The following is a 21310-nucleotide window of genomic DNA, read 5'->3' as shown; positions in this document are numbered from 1 at the left end:
ACGGAGGGCCCGGATGTGAGCTTCTGGGAGTACCTCGGAAACCGCCACGAGCAACTGCTGGTGGACGCGTACCAGCACGCCAGCGCGGTGTTCCAGTGCATGGTGCTCGCCACGCTGATCGGAGTGCTGATCGGTGTGCTGACCTACAACTCCGAGTGGGCCGGGAACCTCGCCATCACCTCCACGGCGACCGTCCTCACCGTGCCCTCGCTGGCCATGATCGGCCTGCTGGTGCCGGTCGTCGGCCTGGGCGTCGCCCCGACCGTCATCGCGCTCACCCTGTACGGGCTGCTGCCGGTGGTGCGCAACTGCATCGTCGGGCTGCGCGGCGTCGACCCGTCGCTGGTGGAGGCGGCCCGGGGCATCGGCATGTCCCGCACCGCCCGGCTCCTCCGGGTCGAACTCCCGCTGGCCTGGCCGCCCATCCTCACCGGCATCCGGGTGGCGACGCAGATGCTGATGGGCATCGCCGCCATCGCCGCGTTCGCCTCCGGCCCGGGGCTGGGGAACCTGATCTTCCGTGGCATCTCCAGCCTGGGCAGCGCCAACGCGCTCAACGAGGTGCTGTCCGGGACGCTCGGGATCGTCGTTCTCGCCCTGCTCTTCGACGCCGCGTACGTCCTCATCGGACGTCTCACCATCTCGAGGGGAATCCGTGCCTGAACCCGCGGTCACCGGTGCCACGATCGAGCTGGAACAGCTCACCAAGCGCTATCCGGGAGGTTCGGTCCCCGCGGTCGACGGCGTCGATCTGCACATCAACGCCGGGGAGATCGTGATCCTGGTCGGCCCGTCCGGCTGCGGCAAGAGCACCCTGCTGAAGATGATCAACCGGCTGATCGAGCCGACGTCCGGCCGGATCCGGATCGGCGGGGAGGACGTCACGGGCATCGACCCGGTACGGCTGCGCCGCACGATCGGGTACGCCATCCAGGCGTCGGGGCTGTTCCCGCACATGACGGTGGCCGAGAACATCGCGCTCGTCCCGCGCATGGTGGGCTGGCCGAAGGCCAAGGTGAAGGACCGCGTCGAGGAGATGCTCGACCTGGTCGGCCTCGACCCCGGCGAGTTCCGCGGCCGCTATCCGCGCCGGCTCTCCGGCGGCCAGCAGCAGCGGGTCGGGGTGGCCCGGGCGCTGGCGGCGGATCCGCCGGTGCTGCTGATGGACGAGCCGTTCGGCGCGGTCGACCCCATCACCCGCGACCACCTCCAGGACGAGCTGATCCGGCTCCAGCACGAACTGCACAAGACGATCGTCTTCGTCACCCATGACTTCGACGAGGCGATCAAGCTGGGCGACCGGATCGCGGTGCTGCGCGAGCAGTCGCACATCGCCCAGTTCGACACCCCGGAGGCGATCCTCACCAACCCGGCCGACGACTTCGTCTCCGGCTTCGTCGGTGCCGGCGCGGCACTCAAACGGCTCAACCTCACCCGGGTGCGGGACGTGGAGATCGCCGACTTCCCCACCGTCACGGTCGACGACCCGCTGGACACCATCCTCGAGCGGCTCCAGTCGAGCAACACCAACGAACTGTTGCTGCTGGACCAGCGGGGACGCCCGTACAAGTGGCTGCGTCGCGGCGACCTGCTGCGCGCCCAGGGCTCGCTGGCCCGCGCCGGTGCGCTGATCCAGGACACGGTGACCCGGGACGCGACCCTCCACGACGCCCTGGAGGCGGTGCTGGTGGACAGCAGCGGCCGGGTCGCGGTCACCGGGCGGCGCGGCGAGTACGCCGGGGTGGTCGACATGGAGACGCTGCTCAACACGGTGCACGAGATGCTGGAGGCGGACCGGCTGGCGGCGACGGAACCGCCGGACGAGCGGCGGGAGTCGGAGGCGGAACGTTCCGGCAGCAGGGGTTCGGGGGTCGGCGGTTCCGGTGCCGCGGAGCCCGGTGCCGGGGGCCCGGGGGCCGGGGGAACGGGAGTCGGGGCACCGGGGCCCGGGAGCGCGCCGTCCGCCGGACCCGGACGCCACGGCGGCGGGGGCAGCGGGGGCAGCGGCGGTTCACCGGCCGGGGAACCGGGTGCCGGTGCCGCCGGGCCACGGGCCGAAGCCCCCGGCCGGGAGGTCGGCGGGTCCGTCACCCCGCCGGAGGATCCGTCGTGAGCCCGGGGACCACCGCACCGGCCGCCCGGGACGAGATCGAGACCGGAATGGTCGGCCAGGACCGGGTCCCGTCCCGGCTCACCTGGCAGAAGCTGGTGATCATCCCGGCGTTCGTGGTCGTCGCCGTCGGCGCCACCGCGCTCTGGCTGAGCAATGTCCACCTGGACTCGATCGCCCGGAACTCCCTGAGCCTGGAGATCGTCCGCACCGCGCTCTGGCAGCAGATCAAGCTGGTCGCGATCTCCACGTTCTTCGTACTGATCATCGCGATTCCGCTGGGGATCGCCCTGACCCGCGGGGCGCTGCGCCGGGCCTCGCCGGTGGTGACCGCGCTCGCCAACATCGGCCAGGCGACCCCGGCCCTCGGCCTGTTGGCGCTGCTGGTGATCTGGCTCGGGATCGGTCAGCGGTCGGCGCTGATCGGCATCATCATCTACGCGATCCTGCCGGTCCTCAGCAACACCATGGCCGGGCTGCACGCCATCGACCCGACGCTCGTGGACGCGGCGCGCGGCATCGGGATGTCACCGCTGGGCGTCCTGACGCGGGTCGAACTGCCGCTGGCCGTCCCCCTGATCCTGGCCGGGGTGCGTACCGCCCTGGTGCTCAACGTCGGCACCGCGACGCTCGCCACGTTCGGCGGGGGCGGCGGCCTCGGCGACCTGATCGCGGCCGGCATCACCAATCAGCGGATGCCGGTGCTGGTGCTGGGCTCGGTGCTGACCGTGGCGCTGGCGCTGATGGTGGACTGGCTGGCCAACCTCGCCGAGGTCCTGCTGCGGCCGCGCGGCCTGGAGGTGGGGTGAGGATGCGCCGGACGAGGACGACGCGCCGGGTGAGGACGCGCCTCGCGACGACCGCGGTGGCCGGCGGCTGCGCGCTGCTGCTGGCCGCCGCGACGCTCTCCGGGTGCGGACTGACCAGCGGCAGCCCGCTGGTGGACGATGTGCGGCCCGGCTCGGTGGGTCAGGGGCGTCCGCTGGAGGGGGCCAGGCTGACCGTCACCTCCAAGCAGTTCACCGAGCAGATCATCCTGGGCCAGATGATGGGCCTGGCCTTCAAGGCGGCGGGCGCGGAGGTGCTCGACCGCACCAACATCCAGGGGTCGATCGGTGCCCGGGAGGCGGTCAAGTCGGGCGCGGCGGACGGGATGTACGAGTACACCGGCACCGCGTGGATCACCTACCTCGGCCACACCGCGCCGATCGTGGACCCGTACCGGCAGTGGGTGACCGTCCGCGACGAGGACCGGAAGAACGGCATCACCTGGCTGCCGCCCGCGCCGCTCGACAACACCTACGCGCTGGCCGCCAACCCGGCGAACGCCAAGAAGTACCGCCTCCGGACGCTGTCCGACGTGGCGCGGCTGACGAAGACCGACCCGGGGGCGGCCACGCTGTGCGTGGAGAGCGAGTTCGCGGTCCGCGACGACGGGCTGCCGGGCCTGCAGAAGAAGTACGGCTTCACGATCCCGCCCGGGAACATCAAGAAGATGGACAGCGGCATCGTCTACACCCAGGTCTCGAAGGGCGCGGCGTGCACCCTGGGCGAGGTCTTCACCACCGACGGCCGCATCCCGGAACTCGACCTGACGGTGCTGGAGGACAACAAGCACTTCTTCCCCAACTACAACGCGGCGCCGGAGATCAACACGGACGCCTTCCGGAAGCACCCGGAGATCGCCGACGTCCTCGACCCGATCAGCAAGCGGCTGACGACCCGGGTCGCCCAGCAGCTGAACGCGAAGGTCGACGTGGGCGGCGAGGACCCGCACGACGTGGCGCTGGACTGGCTGGTGCAGGAAGGGTTCATCAAGGAGGGGTGAGGACCCGCACCCGGCGTCGGGCCGGCAGCGCACGGCCCGTCCGGCTGGGGTGAGTCAGCAGCTCGGGACCCGGCCGCCGGTGTTCAAGGCCTTCAGCGAGTCGAGGGCGCCGTCGAGCGTGGTGACCGGGATCAGGCGGAGCCCCTTCGGCAGCCCGGACTTCGCGTCGGAGCACTCCGCCTTCGGGACCAGGAAGACGGTCGCGCCGTCCCGCCGGGCCGCCTGGGTCTTGAGCGGTACGCCGCCGACCGCGCCCACCGTGCCGTCCTCGGTGATCGTGCCGGTCCCCGCGACCGTACGGCCGCCGGTGAGGTCGCCGCCCCGGCCGTCGCCGTCGAGCTTGTCGATGATGCCGAGGGAGAACAGCAGCCCCGCGCTCGGCCCGCCGACGTCCGCGAGCCGCAGGGTGACCTTGACGTCGTCGGGCGAACGGTGGAGCCGGTGCAGCGCGGCGTCGGTGGCGGAGCCCTGGGACTTCCGCATCTCCTGCACGTTGTGCTTCTCGATCTGCTGGGTGCTCTCACCGACCGGGTAGACCGCTTCGCGCGGCAGCACCTCCCGGTCCGTGTCGAACCAGCCGTCGACCACGTCCCCCAGGCCGATCTGCGCGTCCGGGCCCGTCGCGGCGATCGTCGTCATCCGCAGCTGCCCCGCCGTCTTCCGGGTCTCGGCACCCGAAATGGTGATCACCGGCTTGCCCTTGTTGCTGCCGAGCACATCCGCCGTCATGCCCGGCTGCGCGATCGAGAAGGGCAGCGGGGCGAACGCGGCCACGGCGAACAGCGCGGTCACGGGCAGGGCGCAGACAGCGAGGAGCCGGGAGCGGGGAGAGACGGCTGGCATGGGAACGAATCTAGTTCACCGGGGGCGCGGACGTCGCAGGGGGCGGCCCCCGGCCCGGCGACGGCGGAGCGGCCGACATGCGGGGTGGACGGACGCTGCGAGCCTGCGGCCGGGGCCGCAGGCCTGGACCTGGGTCTGGGCCTGGGTCTGGGCCGCCCCCGGTCAGCGCAGCGCCTCCGACACCTCCCGGGCCGCCTCCATCACCCGCGGGCCGACCCGTTCCGGTACGGAGTCGGCGAGCATGACCACGCCCACGCTGCCCTCCACGCCCGTCACCCCCAGCAGGGGGGCGGCGGCGCCGCTCGCGCCCGCCTCCAGTTCGCCGTGGGTGAGCTCGAAGCCGGGGTCGGTGCCCGGGTTCCGCCGGGCGGCGAGGATCGCCCGGCCCGCGGCTCCGCGGTCCAGCGCGTGCCGGAATCCGGCCCGGTAGGCCACGTGGTAGTCGGTCCAGGTCGGCTCGACGACGGCGACGGCCAGGGCCTCGGTGCCGTCGACGAGGGTGAGGTGAGCGGTGGCCCCGATGTCCTCCGCGAGCGAGCGCAGCGCGGGCAGCGCGGCCTCCCGCACCAGGGGATGCACCTGGCGCCCCAGCCGCAGCACCCCCAGCCCGACCCGGGCGCGCCCGCCGAGGTCCCGGCGGACGAGGGCGTGCTGCTCGAGGGTGGCGAGCAGTCGGTAGACGACGGTCCGGTTGACCCCGAGCTTGTTGGACAGCTCGGTCACGGTCAGCCCGTGGTCGGTATCGGCCAGCAGCTTGAGGACCCGCAGTCCCCGGTCGAGCGTTTGAGACGTCTCCGCGGTCACGACGCCCCCTCCTCGTCTGAGTGACGGGCGACGCTCTCCCGCGGTGGGTGGCCCTGCCGGTCCCAGCGGCAGCGCACGGAGAGGCCGCCGGTCGCATGGCACCGGCTGCGCTCCGCGGCGGCGTTGCCACGGGGCGTGTGGGGTAGACCGGAACGCTAGCGAGCGGTCCCGCTGAGCGGAAGAGTCCGTCCAGAATCCGGGCATATCACGGTCGGTTTACGCGCATTGCGGACCGCTCCGGACAGGGAATCGGGCCCGAGGCCGACCGCTGAGCGCCTGGTGACGACCGGTCGGAGCAGCCGCTTCCGCGCCGCCGGTCACCCCTCCGGGGCGTCCGGGACTCCCCCGCCCCGCGGATTCGGTCACCGCCACAACCTCTGGACACCGGCCGGCCGTCGGCCGGCGGAGCCGCGGTCGGCCCCCGGCTCACGGGCGGCCGACGCCTCGACAGCAACGCCCGACGACTGGCGACCGACGACCGCCCCTCGCCGCACCCCCGACCGCCGACCAGCGACCAGCAGCCGTCAGCCGTCAGCCGTCAGCCGTCAGCCGTCAGCCGCACCTCACCGCATCCGCGTGGCCCACTCCTGGACCTTCTTGATCCGTTCCCGGATCTGCCCCGCCGTCGCCTCCGCGCTCGGCGGCCCGCCGCACACCCGGCGCAGCTCGGTGTGGATCACGCCGTGCGGCTTGCCGCTCTGGTGCACATAGGCGCCGACCAGGTTGTTCAGCTGCTTGCGGAGCTCCAGCATCTCCTTGTGGCTGACGATCGGCCGCCGCTCCGCCGGGAGCTCCAGCAGATCGGCTTCCTCGTCGGGCTTCTTCCGGCTGTGCTGGATCTGCCGGGCCTGCCGCTTCTGCAGCAGCATCTGCACCTGATCGGGTTCGAGAAGGCCCGGAATGCCCAGGTAGTCCTGTTCCTCCTCGCTGCCCGGGTGAGCCTGCATCCCGAACTCGGCGCCGTCGTACAGCACCCGGTCGAAGACCGCGTCCGACTCCAGCGCCTCGAAGGGCAGCGCGTCCTGCTCGCCGGTGTCCTCGTCCTGCTGCTTCTCGGCCTCGGCGAGTTCCTTCTCGGACTCCGCGTACGGGTCCTCCTCGCCCTCCTTCTTCGGCTTGTCCAGGACGTGGTCGCGCTCGACCTCCATCTCGTTGGCGAAACCGAGCAGCATCGGGATGGTGGGCAGGAAGACGGACGCCGTCTCACCGCGCCGCCGGGACCGCACGAAACGGCCCACCGCCTGGGCGAAGAAGAGCGGTGTGGAGATGGTCGTGGCGTAGACGCCGACCGCCAGCCGCGGCACGTCCACCCCTTCCGACACCATCCGGACCGCGACCATCCACCGGTCCTCGGACGCGCTGAAGTCGTCGATGCGCTGCGAGGCGCCGCTGTCGTCGGAGAGGACGACGGTCGGCCCCTTGCCGGTGATCTCGCGGATCAGCTTCGCGTAGGCGCGCGCCGAGTCCTGGTCGGACGCGATGACCAGCCCGCCCGCGTCCGGGATCGCCTTGCGGACCTCGCCGAGCCGCTGGTCCGCGGCCTTCAGCACATTCGGCATCCAGTCGCCGCGCGGGTCCAGGGCGGTGCGCCACGCCTGGGACACCGCGTCCTTGGTCATCGGCTCGCCGAGCCGGGCCGCGACCTCGTCGCCCGCCTTCGTCCGCCAGCGCATGTTGCCGCTGTAGGAGAGGAAGATGACCGGGCGGACGACGCCGTCGCCGAGCGCGTTGCCGTAGCCGTAGGTGTAGTCGGCGGAGGAGCGGCGGATGCCGTCGTTCCCCTCCTCGTACTGCACGAACGGGATCGGGTTGGTGTCGGACCGGAACGGCGTGCCGGTGAGCGCCAGCCGCCGGGTCGCCGGGTCGAACGCCTCGAGGCACGCCTCGCCCCAGGACTTGGAGTCACCGGCGTGGTGGATCTCGTCCAGGATGACCAGCGTCTTGCGCTGTTCGCAGCGGTTGCGGTGCAGCATGGGCCGCACACCGACGCCCGCGTAGGTCACCGCGACGCCGTGGTACTCGCGGCCCAGCGGCCCCGCGCTGTACTCCGGGTCGAGCTTGATGCCTATCCGGGCTGCCGCCTCCGCCCACTGCTTCTTCAGATGCTCGGTCGGCGCGACCACGGTCACCTGCTGCACGACGTGGTGGTGCAGCAGCCAGGAGGCGAGGGTCAGCGCGAACGTGGTCTTGCCCGCGCCGGGTGTCGCCACCGCGAGGAAGTCCCGCGGCTGCTTCTCGATGTACTGGTCCATCGCGCCCTGCTGCCAGGCACGCAGCTTGTTGGCCGTACCCCAGGGGGCGCGGCCGGGGAAGGCGGGCGAGAGGTGGTGGTTGGCGGTGGTGGTAGTCACGGTCTCCGTCGGGCTGGCTCGGCGATCGGGAACCGCGTCAGCCTACCGGTGCCGAGGGCGCGCTCCGCGGGTGCGCCCCTCAGCTGCCCCGGGGTGGGATCCAGCTCACATCCGCTTCTGTCGGTCCCGGCCGGAACGCGTCCCGAAAAGCCTCCGGAAGCCGCGGGAAACGGCCGGAAGCCGCCGCCGCGCGTTCCGCATCCGCCACGGCCACGGCCACGGCCACGGCCACGACGAGGATCGGAGAACGCCCGGGACCGGCCCCGCGCTCCCGCCGGCGGCGATGAGGGCCACCGGCCCGGCTCAGCCCGCCCGTTCGGGCGCGGGCCGCAGCCGAGTGGTGATGTACGCGCCGATCAGGGCAACCGCCGCCATCGCCAGATACACGGCGGCGAACGCCGCGGGGCGGCCCGCACCGGCGCCGGCCGCCCCGGACACCGCATGCGCCCCCGTGGCGAGCGAACCCCCGCCCAGCCCGACGAAGACCACACCACTGAGCCCGACCAGGGTGATCGACCCCAGCGCGTCGGACACCTGGAGGGAGGCGGAGTTGCTGCCCGCCTCCTCCGGGCGGGACAGTTCCAGCAGCAGCACGCTCGCGTTGGAGATCGTCAGGCCCATGCCGAAGCCGCCAGCCATCCAGCAGACGGCCACCGTCCAGGCCGGCACCGATTCGGCGAGGGCGAGCGCGCAACCGGCGATGGAGAGGGCCATCAGCGTCGTGCCCAGCGTCATGAGCCGCTCCCGGTGGGGCTCCATCCGGCTCCTGGACTGGACGTACGAGCCGAGCGCCCAGGTGAGCCCACCGCCGGTGAGGGAGAGCCCGGCCTGGGTGGGCGTCAGTCCGCGCTGGGTGACGAGCATGAGCGGAACGAACGTTTCCGCACCGAGGAAGGACCCGGCGGCCACCCCGCGCAGCAGGATCACGGCGGGCAGCCCGCGGGCTGCCCGGAACGTACCGCGCGGCAGCAGCCGGCGGATGGTGGGGACGACGAGCAGCAGCCCGGCGGCCGCCGCAGCCACCGCGGCCGGGCCCACCCCGCCGGACGGCACGGCCTGCGCCGCGTACTGCAGCAGACCGGCGCCCGCCGCGACGGCGAGGGCGAAGAGGATCCGGCGGCGGTCCATGGCCGGGGTGCGGTCCCCGGCGGGGAGCCCCCGCAGGGCGGGCAGCATCACGGCGAGCGGCAGCAGGATCAGCGCCGGAATGGCGAGGAACACCCAGCGCCAGCCGAACTGTTCGGTGACGGTACCGGCGACGAGGGGGCCGACGATGACGGGCAGCACCCAGGCGGCGCTGAACGAGGCCAGCACGGCCGGGCGCAGCCGCTCAGGGTAGGCCCGGCCCACCACCACGTACAGGGCGACGATCACCAGCCCGCCCCCGGCCCCCTGGACGCAGCGGCCCGCGACCAGGATCCACATGGCCTGCGCCGCACCGGCCAGCACCAGCCCGGTGCCGAAGGCCGCGATCCCGGTGAACAGCGGGACGAGCGGTCCCCGGCGGTCGCACCACTCGCCGGACAGGACCATGGTGAAGAGGCTGGCGGTGAAGTAGCCGGAGAAGGCGTACGCGTAGAGGGCGATGCCGTCCAGGGCGTGGGCGGCGACGGGCAGGGCCGTGTTGAGCGCGCTGGCCTCGAAGGCGATCAGCGAGACCACGGAAATGATGCCCAGGGTGAGCGCCCGGAAGCGCCTCCCGAGGACGGTCTCGTCCGGCGCGGGGCCGCCGGCCGGGGCGGTACTTCCCTCCGGGACGGGACTTCTGTCCGCCGCCCCGGAACCGGGAACGCCGGTGCCCTCGGGGGCACCGGCGGTATCGGCGGTATCGGCCACTGTGTCGTCCCCCTGGTCGAATGCGGTCATTGCGCCAGCGTAGGAGCGCCCTGACGGTCCGACACCTGCCGCGGGACGGTGATCGGGTCGGACTTCGGTCCTAGGCCACGAGGTGGCCGAGGCAGGAGGCCGCGGTGACCGCGGCAGGAGGTCGCGGTGACCAAGGGAAGAGGTCGCCGTGGCCAAGGAAAGAGGTCGCCGCGACCAAGGGAGGAGCCGCAGCCCGTGGCGAGTCCGCGGAAGCCCCCTCCGGCCGCGGCCCGTCCCTCCGTACCGGGCCGCGGCCGTGGCCGTAGGCGCGCCGTCCGCCCGCGCGCACCGGTCCCTGGGGTGGTCGTCGGGTGGTTCCGCCCGCCTTCAGGTGGTGAGCAGCACCCCCGCGTACGACACCCCCGCCACCACCACCCAGGAGCACAGGCCGAGCGCGGCGACCCGGCCTCCGGTCCGGGCCAGCGTGGGCAGGTGGACCGCGCTGCCCAGCGCGAACAGCGCGGTGGCCAGCAGGAGTTCCTGGGCGATCTGCGCCGCGTCGAGCACGGAGACCGGCACTCCCCCGGTGCTGCGCAGGGCCACCATCGCCAGGAAGCCCAGCACGAACAGCGGCACCAGCGCCGGACGGCGTCCCTCCGTGCGGCCCGCCGCCTTGCCGCGCCGCCGGATGTGCACGGCCACGCCGGCCACGAGCGGCGCGAGCATGGCCACCCGCATCAGCTTGACCAGGACCGCCTCCCCCAGGGCCCCGGGGCCGGCGGTCTGTGCGGTCGCCACGACCTGCCCGACGTCGTGCACTCCCGCGCCGACCCAGCGGCCGAACTGCGGATCGCTCAGCCCGAGCGGGTACTGGAGCAGCGGCAGCACGGCGATGGCGAGCGTGCCGCAGAGCGTCACCAGGGCCACGGAGGTCGCGACGTCCTCCTTGTCGCTGTCGGACACCTCGCTCACCGCGCCGATGGCCGACGCGCCGCAGATCGAGTAGCCGGTGGCCACCAGCAGCGGCTGGTCGCCCCGCAGGCCCATCCGGCGGCCGAGCCACAGAGTGCCGAAGAAGGTGGCGGCCACCACGGCGAGGACCATCACCACGGTCGCCCAGCCCAGCCCCAGCACGTCGTTCAGGCTCAGCTTGAGGCCCAGCAGCACGATGCCGAGCCGCATCAGGCGCTTCCCCGCCAGCGACAGCCCCGGCTTGGCCACGCCGCGCACCAGCCCGCGCAGCCCGGGCAGATGGGCGGCGGCGATGCCCAGCACGATCGCCGCGGTCAGCAGCGGCACGGCAGGCACCAGCCGGTGGACGGCCCAGGCCGCCGCCGTGCCGAGACAGGCGACCGCCAGCCCGGTGACCTTGGGATGCGCGGCGACGGTCGCGACGGGAGCCGGACCCGGACCGGCAGTGGGGCGTTCCCTGAGGAGTGCCACTACTGGTCGTCCTCCGGGAGGTCGTAGACCCGGCGGACGCTGGTGCCCAGCCGGCTGATGTCCGCGCCGTAGACGTGGATCGAGATCGCCAGGTCCGTCGCGCCGTTCCACACCCGGTGGATGTCGCCGGGCGGCGCGAAGCCGCACACCTCGCCCTGCGGGTTCACCACGTCCTGGATGGGGACCAGCCGCGCCGACGTGCCGTCGGGCACCAGCCGGTAGCGGCGCTCGCACTCCTCGCCCTCGTGCACTCCGGCGACGCACCAGGCCACATGGTCGTGGATGCAGGTGCGCTGCCCGGGCAACCAGACGAGCCCGACGACCGAGAAGCTGCCGTCCGGCTCGGCGTGCAGCAGATGCTGGCGGTAGGTCTCGGGGTCGCTCTGCCGCTGCTCCTCGGTGAGCAGGTCGGGAGCCCCCATGTGCGGCCGCAGCGCCTCGGAGACGAGGTGGGCCGTCAACTCGGGGGACAGACCGCGCCCGACGGCCTCCCGCACGTCCTCCACGAGTCGGTGCAGCCGGGCCGTGCCGCGAACGGGGACGGCGGCGGTGCGGTCGGTGGCCGGTGTCCGGACCGTGGAGGTGGTCCGGCCGGTGGTCGTCCGGTCGGTGGCGGTGCGGGCAGCGGTCGCAGGGGTCATACACGCAGCGTCGGGCCGCCCGACCCATCACGTCCAACGACGATTTATACGCCTGACCCCAACGTCTGCTTATAACGGGCTCAGCAGCCGACGCGCGCCTCCGCCACCGCCTTGAGCTGGTCGAGGACCAGGGCGGTGGCCGGAATCCGCAGATGCTCGCGGAGCACGTACGCCGACACCTGGCGGCGGGTGTGCGGCTCCACCGCGCGCCCCGTCACCTTGGTGTGGCAGAGGAACGACAGCACCAGCGCCGGCATCATCGCGACGCCCACCCCGGCCGCGACCAGGCTCTGCACCACCAGGTTGTCGTCGGTGGTGAACGCGATGTCCGGGGCGAACCCCTCCTCCGCGCACGCGTGCAGGAAGTTGGCGCGGCAGCGCAGGCAGCCCGCGATCCAGCGCTCGTCCCGCAGGTCCGCCAGATGCACCGCCTTGCGGCGGGCCAGCGGATGGCCGGCCGGCAGCAGCACCGTCAGCAGGTCCTCCATCAGCGGGACCTCGACCAGGTCCTCCGGCACGTCGTCGTGCAGGCCGGGGTAGCTGAACGCCAGCGTGATGTCGCACTCGCCGCGCACCAACTGCCGCAGCGAATCCGGCGGTTCCCCCTCCAGCAGCTCCACCCGCACCCCGGGATGCTCCGCGGAGAGCCGCGCCATGGCCTCCGGTATCAGCGTGGCGCTGGCGCTGGGGAACGCACAGACCCGCACCCGCCCCGAACGCAGCCGGGTGATGGCGTTCATCTGCTCCTGAGCCGCGGAGATGCTCTCCAGGATGACGCCGGCGTGCCGGGCCATCGCCTCACCGGCCTCGGTCAGCCGCACGCCCCGGCCCGCGCGGGTGAACAGCGGGGTGCCCACCGAGCGCTCCAGCGCCTTCATCTGCTGGGTGATGGCGGGCTGGGTGTAACCGAGAGAACGAGCCGCCGCGGAGTACGACCCCGTCCTGACCACTTCGTGAAACGTCTTGATGTGCCGCGATTCGAACACGCAGGAATCATAAGCGGATTTTGGGATCGCAGAAGAATCCGCATCCGACGCTTTTCAGCCGCCTCACCGTCCGGGGCCGGGGACACGGGCCGGCGACACCCCACCCGGATGCCCCCGCATCCGGACGTACGCCGTCGCAGATCGGGCACCCTGATGCCTATGCCGCACTTCCGCTCGTACGACGACACCGAACTCTCCTACCGGGTGCTCGACGCCCGCGACGGCACGGCCGCGCCCCCGCTGGTCTGCCTGGCCGGCGGGCCGGCCCGGGACGCCGCCTACCTCGGGAGCCTCGGCGGACTCGACGGCCACCGGCCGCTCGTCCTGCCCGACGCCCGCGGCACCGGTGACTCCCCCGCCGCGTCCGACGCCTCCGACTACGCCTTCCCGCGCCTCGCCGAGGACGTGGAGGCCCTGCGCGAACACCTCGGGCTGGAACGGTTCGCCCTGCTCGCCCACGACGCGGGCACGGCCACGGCCCAGGCGTACGCCGCCGCCCACGGAGAGCGCCTCAGCCACCTGATCCTGCTCAACCCCGGCGCCCGGCTGCAGGGCGAACTCCCCGACGACGCCCGGGAGATCTTCGAGTCCCGGCGGGACGAACCCTGGTGGCCGGATGCCGCCGCCGCGCTGCGGCAGCTCGCCGAGGTCTCCGACCTCGACGAGGTGCGCGAGCTGCTGCTGCGGGTCGCGCCCATGGCGTACGCGCGCTGGGACGAGGCCCAGCAGTCGCACGCCCACGCGGAGGCCGGGCAGCTGAACCCGGTCCCCCGGGCCGGCTTCTGGCAGGGCGTCGACGAGTCCGCCCGCCGCGCCCTGCTCGCCCGCCTGTCCGAACCGGACTGCCCGGTCCTGGTGGTGACGGGCGCACTGGACGCCGTGACCGGCCTGCGCGCGGGCGAACTGGTCGCGGACTCCTTCCGGCACGCCACCCTGCGCGTCCTCCCCGGCGTGGGCCACTACCCCTGGGTGGACGAACCGGAGACGCTGCGCCCCTTGGTGGAGGAGTTCCTCACGACGCCACGGGCGTGAAGCCGGGGGTGGGTACCGGGGAGGCCGCAGGGGGCCGCCGGACAGGGGCCGGACCGGGGTGTCGGACGCCCCTGCCGGGCCGACTGTGAACGGCATATGGCAGTCGTATGGCACCGTGCACCGAACCGTTGAGCGCCCCACTCCGGCGCCGTACGGTCGTTATCAACAGCCCGGCACGGCCGTGTGCCCGAGTGGTTCAGGGACTCGCCTGCAAAGCGAGTTACGCGGGTTCGATTCCCGCCACGGCCTCTCCCGCCCGATCACAGGCGAGCATGGGGCGGTCCCGACAGGGCCGCCCCATCGCTGTCCAGGGCCGAGAACCACCTGTGTGGCGTGGAGCGTCCCCCGCGAGCGCTTCGGACCCCAGACCGTTCGGACCAGGCTTCCTCCTCACGGCAGGAAGAGTTTGGTGACATCACGTTCCGTACGGGGTCGGACCACCTTCGGCGGCTCCACGGTGTACCCCAGAAGGCGGAGAGTTTCGGCAGCCTCTTCCGGTGCGTCCCGCACAGCCGACTTCATCTGCATCAGCCGCCAGTCCACGAGGTGCTCCTCGACCACCGCCCGCCAGCCCGGACGGGTATCGATCGAGAACTCCCTCTCCAGGAAGAGCAGAACGTCCTCCAGCGACGGACGCATGCGATGTCCGCCCACCGGAAGATGCATTTCCGCCAGGCGAGGCAGCTTGTCCCGCTTCATCGCGAACCCGGGCCTGCCCGAGTCGGCCAAGCGCAGCAGGTACGCCATCTCGTCACGGTGCGCGTGCACTTGGATGTGAGCGCCGGGCGGGTCCGTCCACGTTCGCTCGTACTCGAACCGCAGCAGCGGCTCGGACCCCTTCTCGTAGAAGAGGTGCAGGTTGGCCTTGTCCGTCGCCAGGAAGGTGCTGGAGCCGTCCCAACAGCAGTAGTAGCAGGCCATGAGGCTGAGCCTCGGCTGTCCGCCGATGGTGATGGGGATGCGGTGCACCCGCTCGGTATCGGATATCGGCGAGACGCGGATGCGCGAGCCTGCATTCACGGCGTGGAACTGCGGGGAATCCTCGCCGAGGACTCCCCGGGTCAACGCGGTGAGCTTGTTGGCGAACTCGGCCGCCAAGTCATCGAGGGCGAAGGCCCCTTCAGCAGTCACCCGCCAGAAGGTAGTCGATGCCCTCGATGGTGTGCCAAACCTCCAGCTCGGCCATGCTCAGGCTGTAGGTCTCCGCACGCTCCCGAAGCTCCTCGTAGTCCATGTTCACCTCGGCGAGGAGCGCCGCGCGCTGGTCCCGTAGCTCCGTCGGAGTCCGGTGAATCACTGTCGGCATACTGCGCTCCCCACTGTCGATGAGGCCCAGTGAACCAGGCCCCACTGACAACGATGCGGCAAGGACCGGGGATTGTCACCCGGGTGGGTCACCTACCAGTCTTCCCGCGTAGACACCGAGCAGTCGGGTGGCGCGCGGAAAAGGCGCACGCCGCCCCTGATGACGCGCGACTACTGCGGCGCCGCCGCCACCGCCGCCTGCGGGCGGATCGGGAGGCGGTTCACCGGGCGGCCGGTGGCCGCGCGGACCGCCGCCGCCACCGCGGCCGGGGCCGTGACCACCGGTACCGCGCTCGCGGCCTTCGCTCCGAACGGCGCCACCACGTCCCGCTCCTCGATCAGTTCGACGATCCGGATCTCGGGGGCGTCCAGCGAGGTCGGGAGGGCGTAGCCGGTGAGGTCCGGGTGGCGGACGACACCGCGCGAGGTGCGCAGATTCTCGGTCAGCGCCGCGCCCACGCCCTGGGTGATGCCCGCCTCGATCCGGGCCGCCAGCTGACGCGGGTTGAGCACCCGGCCGACGTCCTGGGCCACGGCCATCTCCACGACGCGCACCGAGCCCAGCTCGATGTCCACGTCCACCACGGCCCGGACGGCGGCGAAGGCCATGCCGACGAACGCGTCGCCCTGGCCCGTCTCGTCCAGCGGCTCGGTCGGGTGCGGGCGGCACTGCGCGGTGGCCCACAGCTCCTTGCCGTCCAGCGTCTCCGCGACCGTGGTGCTGAGCACCCCGTCGTAGGAAGTGATCTTGCCGTCGGCGATGGTCAGGAGCTCGGTGGACATGCCGAACTTGTGGGCCAGCGGCTGCAGCAGCTGGGTACGGACCATCTTCGCCGCACGCTCGACCGCGCCGCCCGACACCCAGGTGTGCCGGCCGTGGCAGGCCGGGCCGGCCGGCGGCTGGTCGGTGTCGACGGAGGCGACGTGCACCTCCTCGATGCCCAGCACCTCCTGGACGATCTGACGGGCGAGGGTGGTGAAGCCCTGTCCGGTCTCGACGGCCGCGCAGATCACGGTCGCCTCACCGCCGTTGACCTTGACCGTCGCGGTGGAGACCTCGTCGGTCCCCTCCGCGCCCAGCATGTGCACCATGCCCAGGGCGTAGCCGACGCCGCGCCGCACCGCGCCCGGCTCGCCCGCGCCCTCGGGGCCGCCCGGCAGCAGCCAGTCCTCCTCGGGGGCGTCCTTGGGCAGGGCGGGCAGCTCGGCGTCCCGTACCGCTTCGAGGAGTTCGGCCACCGGGGCGGGGCAGGTCACGGTCTGGCCGGTGGGCAGCAGGTCGCCGGTGGCCAGGACGTTCCGGAGCCGCAGCTCGACGGGGTCCATGCCGAGCTTGGCGGCGAGCTTGTCCATCTGGCCCTCGTACGCGGCGCACACCTGCAGGGCGCCCTCGCCGCGGACGTGGCCGGAGGGCGGGTTGTTGGTGCGCACGGCCCAGCCCTCGACGAACGCGTGCGGCACCACGTACGGGCCGGCCGCGAAGGCGACCGCCGCGGCCAGCGATTCGGACGAGTCGTCGGCGTAGGCGCCCGCGTCGAGCAGGATCTGGGCCTCCACCTTGACGAGCCGGCCGTCGGCGTCGGCGTGGTGGCGGTAGCGCAGCAGCGTGGGGTGCCGGTGGGCGTGGCCGAGGAAGGACTCCTCGCGGGTCGCGGCGAGCTTCACCGGGCGGCCGGTGCGCAGCGCGAGCAGCCCCAGCGGCAGTTGCATGCCCGGGTCCTCGCGGTCGCCCATCGCGCCCGGCACACCGGTGACGACGACCTTCACCCGGTCCCGGTCGAGTCCGAAGCAGGCGGCGGCGAGGTCGCGGTCGGTGTGCGGGTCGGTGGAGGCGGTGTAGATCTCCACGCCGCCGTCCGGGCGCGGCACCGCGAGCCCGGCCTCGGCGCCGATCGGCGCCGGGTCCTGACGCCCGATCCGGTACAGGCCCTCGACGACGACCTCCCCGTTCACGTCCGGGTCGCCGTAGCGCAGCGGGATGTGCCGGACCAGGTTGCCGTCGGGGTGCAGCGGTTCGGCGGAGAACGCCCGCTCCGGGTCGGTGACCGGCTCCAGGACCTCGTACTCGACGGCGATGGCCGCGGCGGCCAGGCGCGCGGTGTCGGGGTGGTCGGCGGCGACGGCGGCGATCGGCTCGCCGTGGTGCCGGACCAGGTCCTTGGCGAAGACCGGCCGGTCGGCGATCTTCCGGCCGTGGCAGGCGTCGCCGGGCACGTCCTCGTGGGTGACGACGGCGTGCACGCCCGGCATCTCCGCGGCGCCCGAGGTGTCGATGGCGACGATGCGGGCGTGCGGGTGCGGGGACCGGAGCACAGCGGCCCACAGCAGGCCCTCGGCCCACAGGTCGGCCGCGTACGGGAAGGTGCCCGCGGTCTTGGCGAGCGCGTCGGCGGGCGGGAGGGACGCTCCGATGCCGTGCGCCGGGAGTTCGGGCGGCACCGGGGTGCCGCCGGCCGGTGTCGCGGTGGCCGCGTCGGGACCGGTCATCACGCTGCCTTTCCGCTGCCGCTGAAGGTCTGCTGGGGGCGGGCCGCCGTGCCGGGCGGAGCGGTGGGGTCACCGGCCGCGGCGTGCGCGGGCCGGGTGGCCCCGGGGGCCGGGCTCCGCAGGCGGGCGCGCGGGGGGATCACGCGGGTCCTCCCGTCGAGGGATCGGTGGCCCCTCCGTACGGGCCCGTCTGGTGGGGGATGCGGGTGGTGTCGGCCTGCGGGCCGGGCGGGGTGCCGTCCGGGGCCTCGTCGGCCGGGCCGGCGGCCTCCGCCGCCTCGATCCGGTTCTCGACGACCTCGCGGACCGCGTCCAGGACGCCCCGGTAGCCGGAGCAGCGGCACAGGTTGCCGCAGATCGCCTGCCGGGTCTCCAGCTCGGTCGGCGCGTGGTTGCCCTCGAGCAGGTCGTGCACGGTCATGGCCAGGCCGGGCACGCAGAAGCCGCACTGCACGGCGCCCTTGGCGGCGAGCGCGCGCTGCACGTCGGAGGCCGCGCCGTCGGTGGCCAGCCCCTCGACGGTGCGGATCTCGCAGCCCGCGGCGGTCGCGGCGGGCACCAGGCAGGAGGCGACCAGCCGGCCGTCCACCTGCACGGAGCACGCCCCGCACTCGCCCTGCGAGCAGCCGTCCTTGGCCCCGGCGAGGCCGAGCCGCTCCCGCAGGACGTAGAGCAGCGACTCGCCGATCCAGGCCTCGGTGACGGGCCGGTCGGTGCCGTTGACCGTCAACAGGTAGGAGGCGTACGGGTGTTCGCTGTGCGGGTCGTACGCCGCGGGCTCGTCCTGCGGTGCCGCGTCGGGTCCGGCGGCGTCCGGAGCGGCCGGGTGGGCCGGGTCGCCCGGCTCCCCCGCTCCGGCCGGGCCGTCAGCGGCGGCCACGGAGTCACCGCCGGGAGCCGGCGCGCCGCCGGGAGCGGTTGCGCCGCCGGGGACCGGCGCGCCGTCGACCGGCGTCGCGTCGGAGACCGGACCGGCGTCGGAGACCGGAGCGGCACCGGGAAGCCGGGTGCCGTCGGGCACGGTGTCGCCCGGACCGGCCGGAGCGGGCCCGGCGGCCGGGTTCGCGGATCCGTGGCCCGGAGCGGCGCCCTCGGCGTCGTGGTCCCCCGCCGCGGGGGTGCCGGCGGCGGTCCCGGCGTCCGTCGGCCGTGCGGCCGGTTCGCCGGCGGCAGCCGCCTCGTGGGTGGAGTCCGGGGCGTGGGTGTCCGGGGCGTGGGTGTCCGCGGCATGGGCGTCCGCAGGGTGGGCGTCCGCGGCCTGAGGCGAGTCCGGGGCGTGCGTGGGTTCCGGGTCGTGACCGGCGACCGGAGCGTGACCGGCAGCCGGAGCGTGACCGGCCGGGTCGTGCCCGGGAGCCGGGGCGTCCGACCGCGGGGCGGCGTCGGCGTGCTCCGGGTGCTCCGGGGCGGGCCGGTGGCCGCCGCCGGCGTCCGGCCACGGGGCCCCGGCCGGCAGACCGCCGCCATACGAGCCGCTGGAGGGCACGTCGGTGCCGAACCCGTCGCGCGGGCCCGGCAGTTCGACCTGCGGGGCGGCCGGCCAGGCGTCACCCGCCCGGGGCTCCGGCGGCCTCGGGCCGGCCGGCGCGCCGGTGCCGGGCACCGCGGGGGCCGTGCCGCGCGCTTCCCAGTAGGCGCTGCCGTGGTCGTCGTACGGACGGCCGCCGTCGTCCGGGGAACCGGGTGCGTGCGGCCCGGGGGCCGGCCCGTCCGCGGTCACGCCGTCGGGACGGTAGGCGCCCGGGGCATCCCGGTCCGCCGGGTCCGCGTCCCGGGGGACGGTCCAGTGGCCGGTGTCCCGGCCGGCGGTGTTCCAGTGCCCGGCGGAGCCGTCCGGCGCCCCGGGGTGCTGCTCGGGAGGAGCGGGGTGCTGCCCGGGGGAAGCGGCGCCCGGGTGCGGCGACCCGTGCTGCTCCTGGGGTGCGTAGTGCCACGGGGCGTCCGGCGCGGGGGCGGTGCCGTCGCGCTCCGCGTCCCACCGGGTGCCGCTCGCGGCCCCGTGAACCTGCCACTGGCCGGTGCCGCCCGCTCCGCCGGAGTCCCGGAGCAGGTACTCGCCGGACTCGTCCGGGATGTCGTCGGCGGCCGGGGGGACCGTCCACGGACCGGCGGGGCCCTCGGCGTTCGGACCGGTCCAGCCGGTGTCGTGCGCGGCGCCGTACGAGGGCCGCTCCTCGCCGGGCGCGGGCCAGTGGGTCTCCGGCGCCGGATGGTGCGGCGCGGCGCCGTCGCCGAACGGCATCGTCCACTGCCCGGCGCCCGGGTCGGCGGGCGGCGCCGGGTGCGCGGGCGCGCCGGAGTCACCGCCGGCGGTCCCGGGCGTTATCGGCGGGGGGACGTAGCCGTGGCCGGGCGCCGCCAGCGGGTCGCTGCCGGGAGGCATCGCGACCATGTCGAGGAGGCCCTCCGGCAGTTGCACGAACGCCGTGGCCTCGATGTCGTACTCGCCCTGCGGCAGCGGCTGCCAGCCCTGCTGCGGGTCGGGGTCGTGCGGCTGCCCCGGCTGCCGCTGCTCCTCGGAACTCATGCGAGAGCCCTCCCCAGTGCTCGGCGGGCCAGTGCCGCCACCGTACGACGCAGATGCAGCACTCCCGGCGGCAGCGCAGGGGGGTCCGAGCCGTCCGCCGCCGGGGGCGGGTCGGGGATGCAGGCCGCGGCGACGTACTCGCCGAACGCCGTGCAGGCCTCGGGCGCCAGCGCGCGGTCGCCGTCCCAGTCGATGAGTCCGGCGACCCAGCGCTCGGCCTCCAGCGGGCGCAGCGGCATCGGGGCGACCGCGCCCACCGCGCAGCGCACCCCGCGGCGGGCGGGGTCCAGCACCACGGCGACGGAGGCGGTGGCCCGGCCCGGCCCGGTGCGGCCGGTCGCCTTGAGGAAGGTCTGCGGGGCGTGCAGCAGCGGCACCCGGACGAAGCCGACGAGTTCGGCGGGGCCGAGCATCTCCATCCCGGCGAGCAGATGGCTGACCGGGATCTCCCGCCGCGCGCGCTCCGGCCCCGCGATGATCAGCGTGGCTTCGAGGGCCGCGAGCACGGGCAGGGCGTCACCGGTCGGGGCGGCGGAGACGATGTTGCCGCCGAGGGTTCCGGCGTTGCGGATCTGCGGCGGACCGGCGGCGCGGGCCGCGGCGGCCAGCCCCGGGATCAGCGCCGCGAAGTCCGGGCGGCCCATGCGGGCGTGGGTGAGTCCGGCGCCGAGCAGGGCGTGTCCGTCCTGGTACTGCCAGCCGCGGATCTCGCTGATCCGGCCGAGGCCGACCAGGGCCGCGGGGCGCAGCAGACCGGAGTTGACGGCCGCCATGAGGTCGGTGCCGCCCGCGACGGGTACGGCGGCGGGCATGGCGGACAGCGCCGCGACGGCCTCGTCCAGCGAGACCGGCAACGTCACCGTCTGCGCCGCATGCGGTGCGTGCGTGGTCAACCCAGCTGCCCCTTCCCGGTGTCCCGCCTGTTCGCCGTACGGTACGTGCTCACAGCCCGGACGTGGCAACTCTGGCACATGTTCACCGGTCCCCGACGCGAGGGTCCGCGAAGGGCGGTTCCGCACCGACCCGACCAATGGTCCGTTTTCTTCCCCTGTCACCCGTGCGTGCGCATTGCCATCTTCGGGGAACCTTGTACGAATTCCTCCGCGGCGGAGACAACGGTCCCAGGGGTCCGGCGCACGGACGGCCA

General features: G+C 73.8%; 17 protein-coding genes and 1 tRNA gene. 6 read left to right on the top strand and 12 right to left on the bottom strand.

Translation table 11 applies throughout. From position 1 onward, the window contains the following. Positions 1-15 precede the first annotated feature (15 nt). Genes ACFYYR_RS30815 through ACFYYR_RS30800 form a run of 4 tightly spaced genes read left to right on the top strand, consistent with a single transcriptional unit; the run spans position 16 to position 3938 of the window. Positions 16-663: an ABC transporter permease gene (locus ACFYYR_RS30815; RefSeq protein ID WP_388860925.1), complete on the top strand. Its 648-nt coding sequence runs from the start codon at positions 16-18 to the stop codon at positions 661-663. Then, entirely contained in the window at positions 656-2113 is a 1458-nt protein-coding gene (locus ACFYYR_RS30810) for a betaine/proline/choline family ABC transporter ATP-binding protein (protein WP_388860922.1), read from the top strand. Before ACFYYR_RS30815 ends, ACFYYR_RS30810 begins: the two co-directional genes overlap by 8 nt. A 47-nt stretch (positions 2114-2160) precedes the next feature. After that, complete coding sequence (locus ACFYYR_RS30805; protein ID WP_388860974.1) at positions 2161-2919, top strand: ABC transporter permease; 759 nt, start codon at positions 2161-2163, stop codon at positions 2917-2919. A 2-nt stretch (positions 2920-2921) separates the two neighbouring features. Next, a complete protein-coding gene (locus tag ACFYYR_RS30800) occupies positions 2922-3938 on the top strand; it encodes a glycine betaine ABC transporter substrate-binding protein (RefSeq protein WP_388860919.1) in 1017 nt (338 codons plus the stop codon). A 54-nt stretch (positions 3939-3992) separates the two neighbouring features. On the opposite strand, the gene ACFYYR_RS30795 is transcribed toward ACFYYR_RS30800, so the two are convergent. From ACFYYR_RS30795 to ACFYYR_RS30765, 7 genes are all read right to left on the bottom strand, one after another. Beyond that, on the bottom strand, positions 3993-4781 hold the full coding sequence (locus ACFYYR_RS30795) for a PDZ domain-containing protein (RefSeq protein ID WP_388860916.1): 789 nt from the start codon (positions 4779-4781) through the stop codon (positions 3993-3995). Between the two features lie 162 nt (positions 4782-4943). Further along, complete coding sequence (locus ACFYYR_RS30790) at positions 4944-5585, bottom strand: helix-turn-helix domain-containing protein (RefSeq protein ID WP_351512722.1); 642 nt, start codon at positions 5583-5585, stop codon at positions 4944-4946. Between the two features lie 563 nt (positions 5586-6148). Beyond that, positions 6149-7936: a DEAD/DEAH box helicase gene (locus ACFYYR_RS30785; protein ID WP_388860912.1), complete on the bottom strand. Its 1788-nt coding sequence runs from the start codon at positions 7934-7936 to the stop codon at positions 6149-6151. 303 nt (positions 7937-8239) lie between these two features. Beyond that, a complete protein-coding gene (locus ACFYYR_RS30780; protein WP_388860909.1) occupies positions 8240-9802 on the bottom strand; it encodes an MFS transporter in 1563 nt (520 codons plus the stop codon). Positions 9803-10129: 327 nt separating this feature from the next. Next, positions 10130-11185 carry a YeiH family protein gene (locus tag ACFYYR_RS30775; RefSeq protein ID WP_388860906.1) on the bottom strand — a complete coding sequence of 352 codons (1056 nt, stop codon included), beginning with the start codon at positions 11183-11185 and terminating at the stop codon, positions 10130-10132. Beyond that, positions 11185-11826, bottom strand: coding sequence for a cysteine dioxygenase (locus ACFYYR_RS30770; protein WP_388860903.1), 642 nt, complete (start codon positions 11824-11826; stop codon positions 11185-11187). Before ACFYYR_RS30770 ends, ACFYYR_RS30775 begins: the two co-directional genes overlap by 1 nt. Before the next feature lie 80 nt (positions 11827-11906). Continuing rightward, positions 11907-12812 (bottom strand): LysR family transcriptional regulator, encoded by a 906-nt coding sequence (locus ACFYYR_RS30765; RefSeq protein ID WP_388860900.1) that lies wholly within the window; start codon positions 12810-12812, stop codon positions 11907-11909. 159 nt (positions 12813-12971) lie between these two features. Here ACFYYR_RS30765 and ACFYYR_RS30760 point away from each other — a divergent pair, with 159 nt between their 5' ends. Continuing rightward, positions 12972-13844, top strand: coding sequence for an alpha/beta fold hydrolase (locus ACFYYR_RS30760; RefSeq protein ID WP_388860897.1), 873 nt, complete (start codon positions 12972-12974; stop codon positions 13842-13844). A gap of 177 nt (positions 13845-14021) precedes the next feature. Further along, positions 14022-14093: transfer RNA gene (locus ACFYYR_RS30755), tRNA-Cys, on the top strand. 141 nt (positions 14094-14234) lie between these two features. Here the strand turns inward: ACFYYR_RS30755 and ACFYYR_RS30750 are convergent. The 5 genes from ACFYYR_RS30750 to ACFYYR_RS30730 all read right to left on the bottom strand — a co-directional run bounded on the left by ACFYYR_RS30750 (position 14235) and on the right by ACFYYR_RS30730 (position 21056). Continuing rightward, complete coding sequence (locus ACFYYR_RS30750; RefSeq protein ID WP_388860894.1) at positions 14235-14975, bottom strand: hypothetical protein; 741 nt, start codon at positions 14973-14975, stop codon at positions 14235-14237. After that, the gene (locus ACFYYR_RS30745; protein ID WP_388860891.1) at positions 14965-15150 is read right to left on the bottom strand and encodes a hypothetical protein; all 186 of its coding nucleotides are present in this window, start codon (positions 15148-15150) and stop codon (positions 14965-14967) included. Before ACFYYR_RS30745 ends, ACFYYR_RS30750 begins: the two co-directional genes overlap by 11 nt. 170 nt (positions 15151-15320) lie before the next feature. After that, positions 15321-17636, bottom strand: coding sequence for a xanthine dehydrogenase family protein molybdopterin-binding subunit (locus ACFYYR_RS30740; protein WP_388860888.1), 2316 nt, complete (start codon positions 17634-17636; stop codon positions 15321-15323). Positions 17637-17775: 139 nt separating this feature from the next. Beyond that, positions 17776-20163 (bottom strand): 2Fe-2S iron-sulfur cluster-binding protein, encoded by a 2388-nt coding sequence (locus ACFYYR_RS30735; protein ID WP_388860885.1) that lies wholly within the window; start codon positions 20161-20163, stop codon positions 17776-17778. Further along, positions 20160-21056 (bottom strand): FAD binding domain-containing protein, encoded by an 897-nt coding sequence (locus tag ACFYYR_RS30730; protein ID WP_351512687.1) that lies wholly within the window; start codon positions 21054-21056, stop codon positions 20160-20162. Before ACFYYR_RS30730 ends, ACFYYR_RS30735 begins: the two co-directional genes overlap by 4 nt. Positions 21057-21310: the final 254 nt, after the last annotated feature.

The organism is Streptomyces sp. NPDC001922 (genome assembly GCF_042891165.1).
Classification (GTDB): domain Bacteria; phylum Actinomycetota; class Actinomycetes; order Streptomycetales; family Streptomycetaceae; genus Streptomyces.
This window is presented reverse-complemented; position numbering and strand designations above follow the sequence as displayed.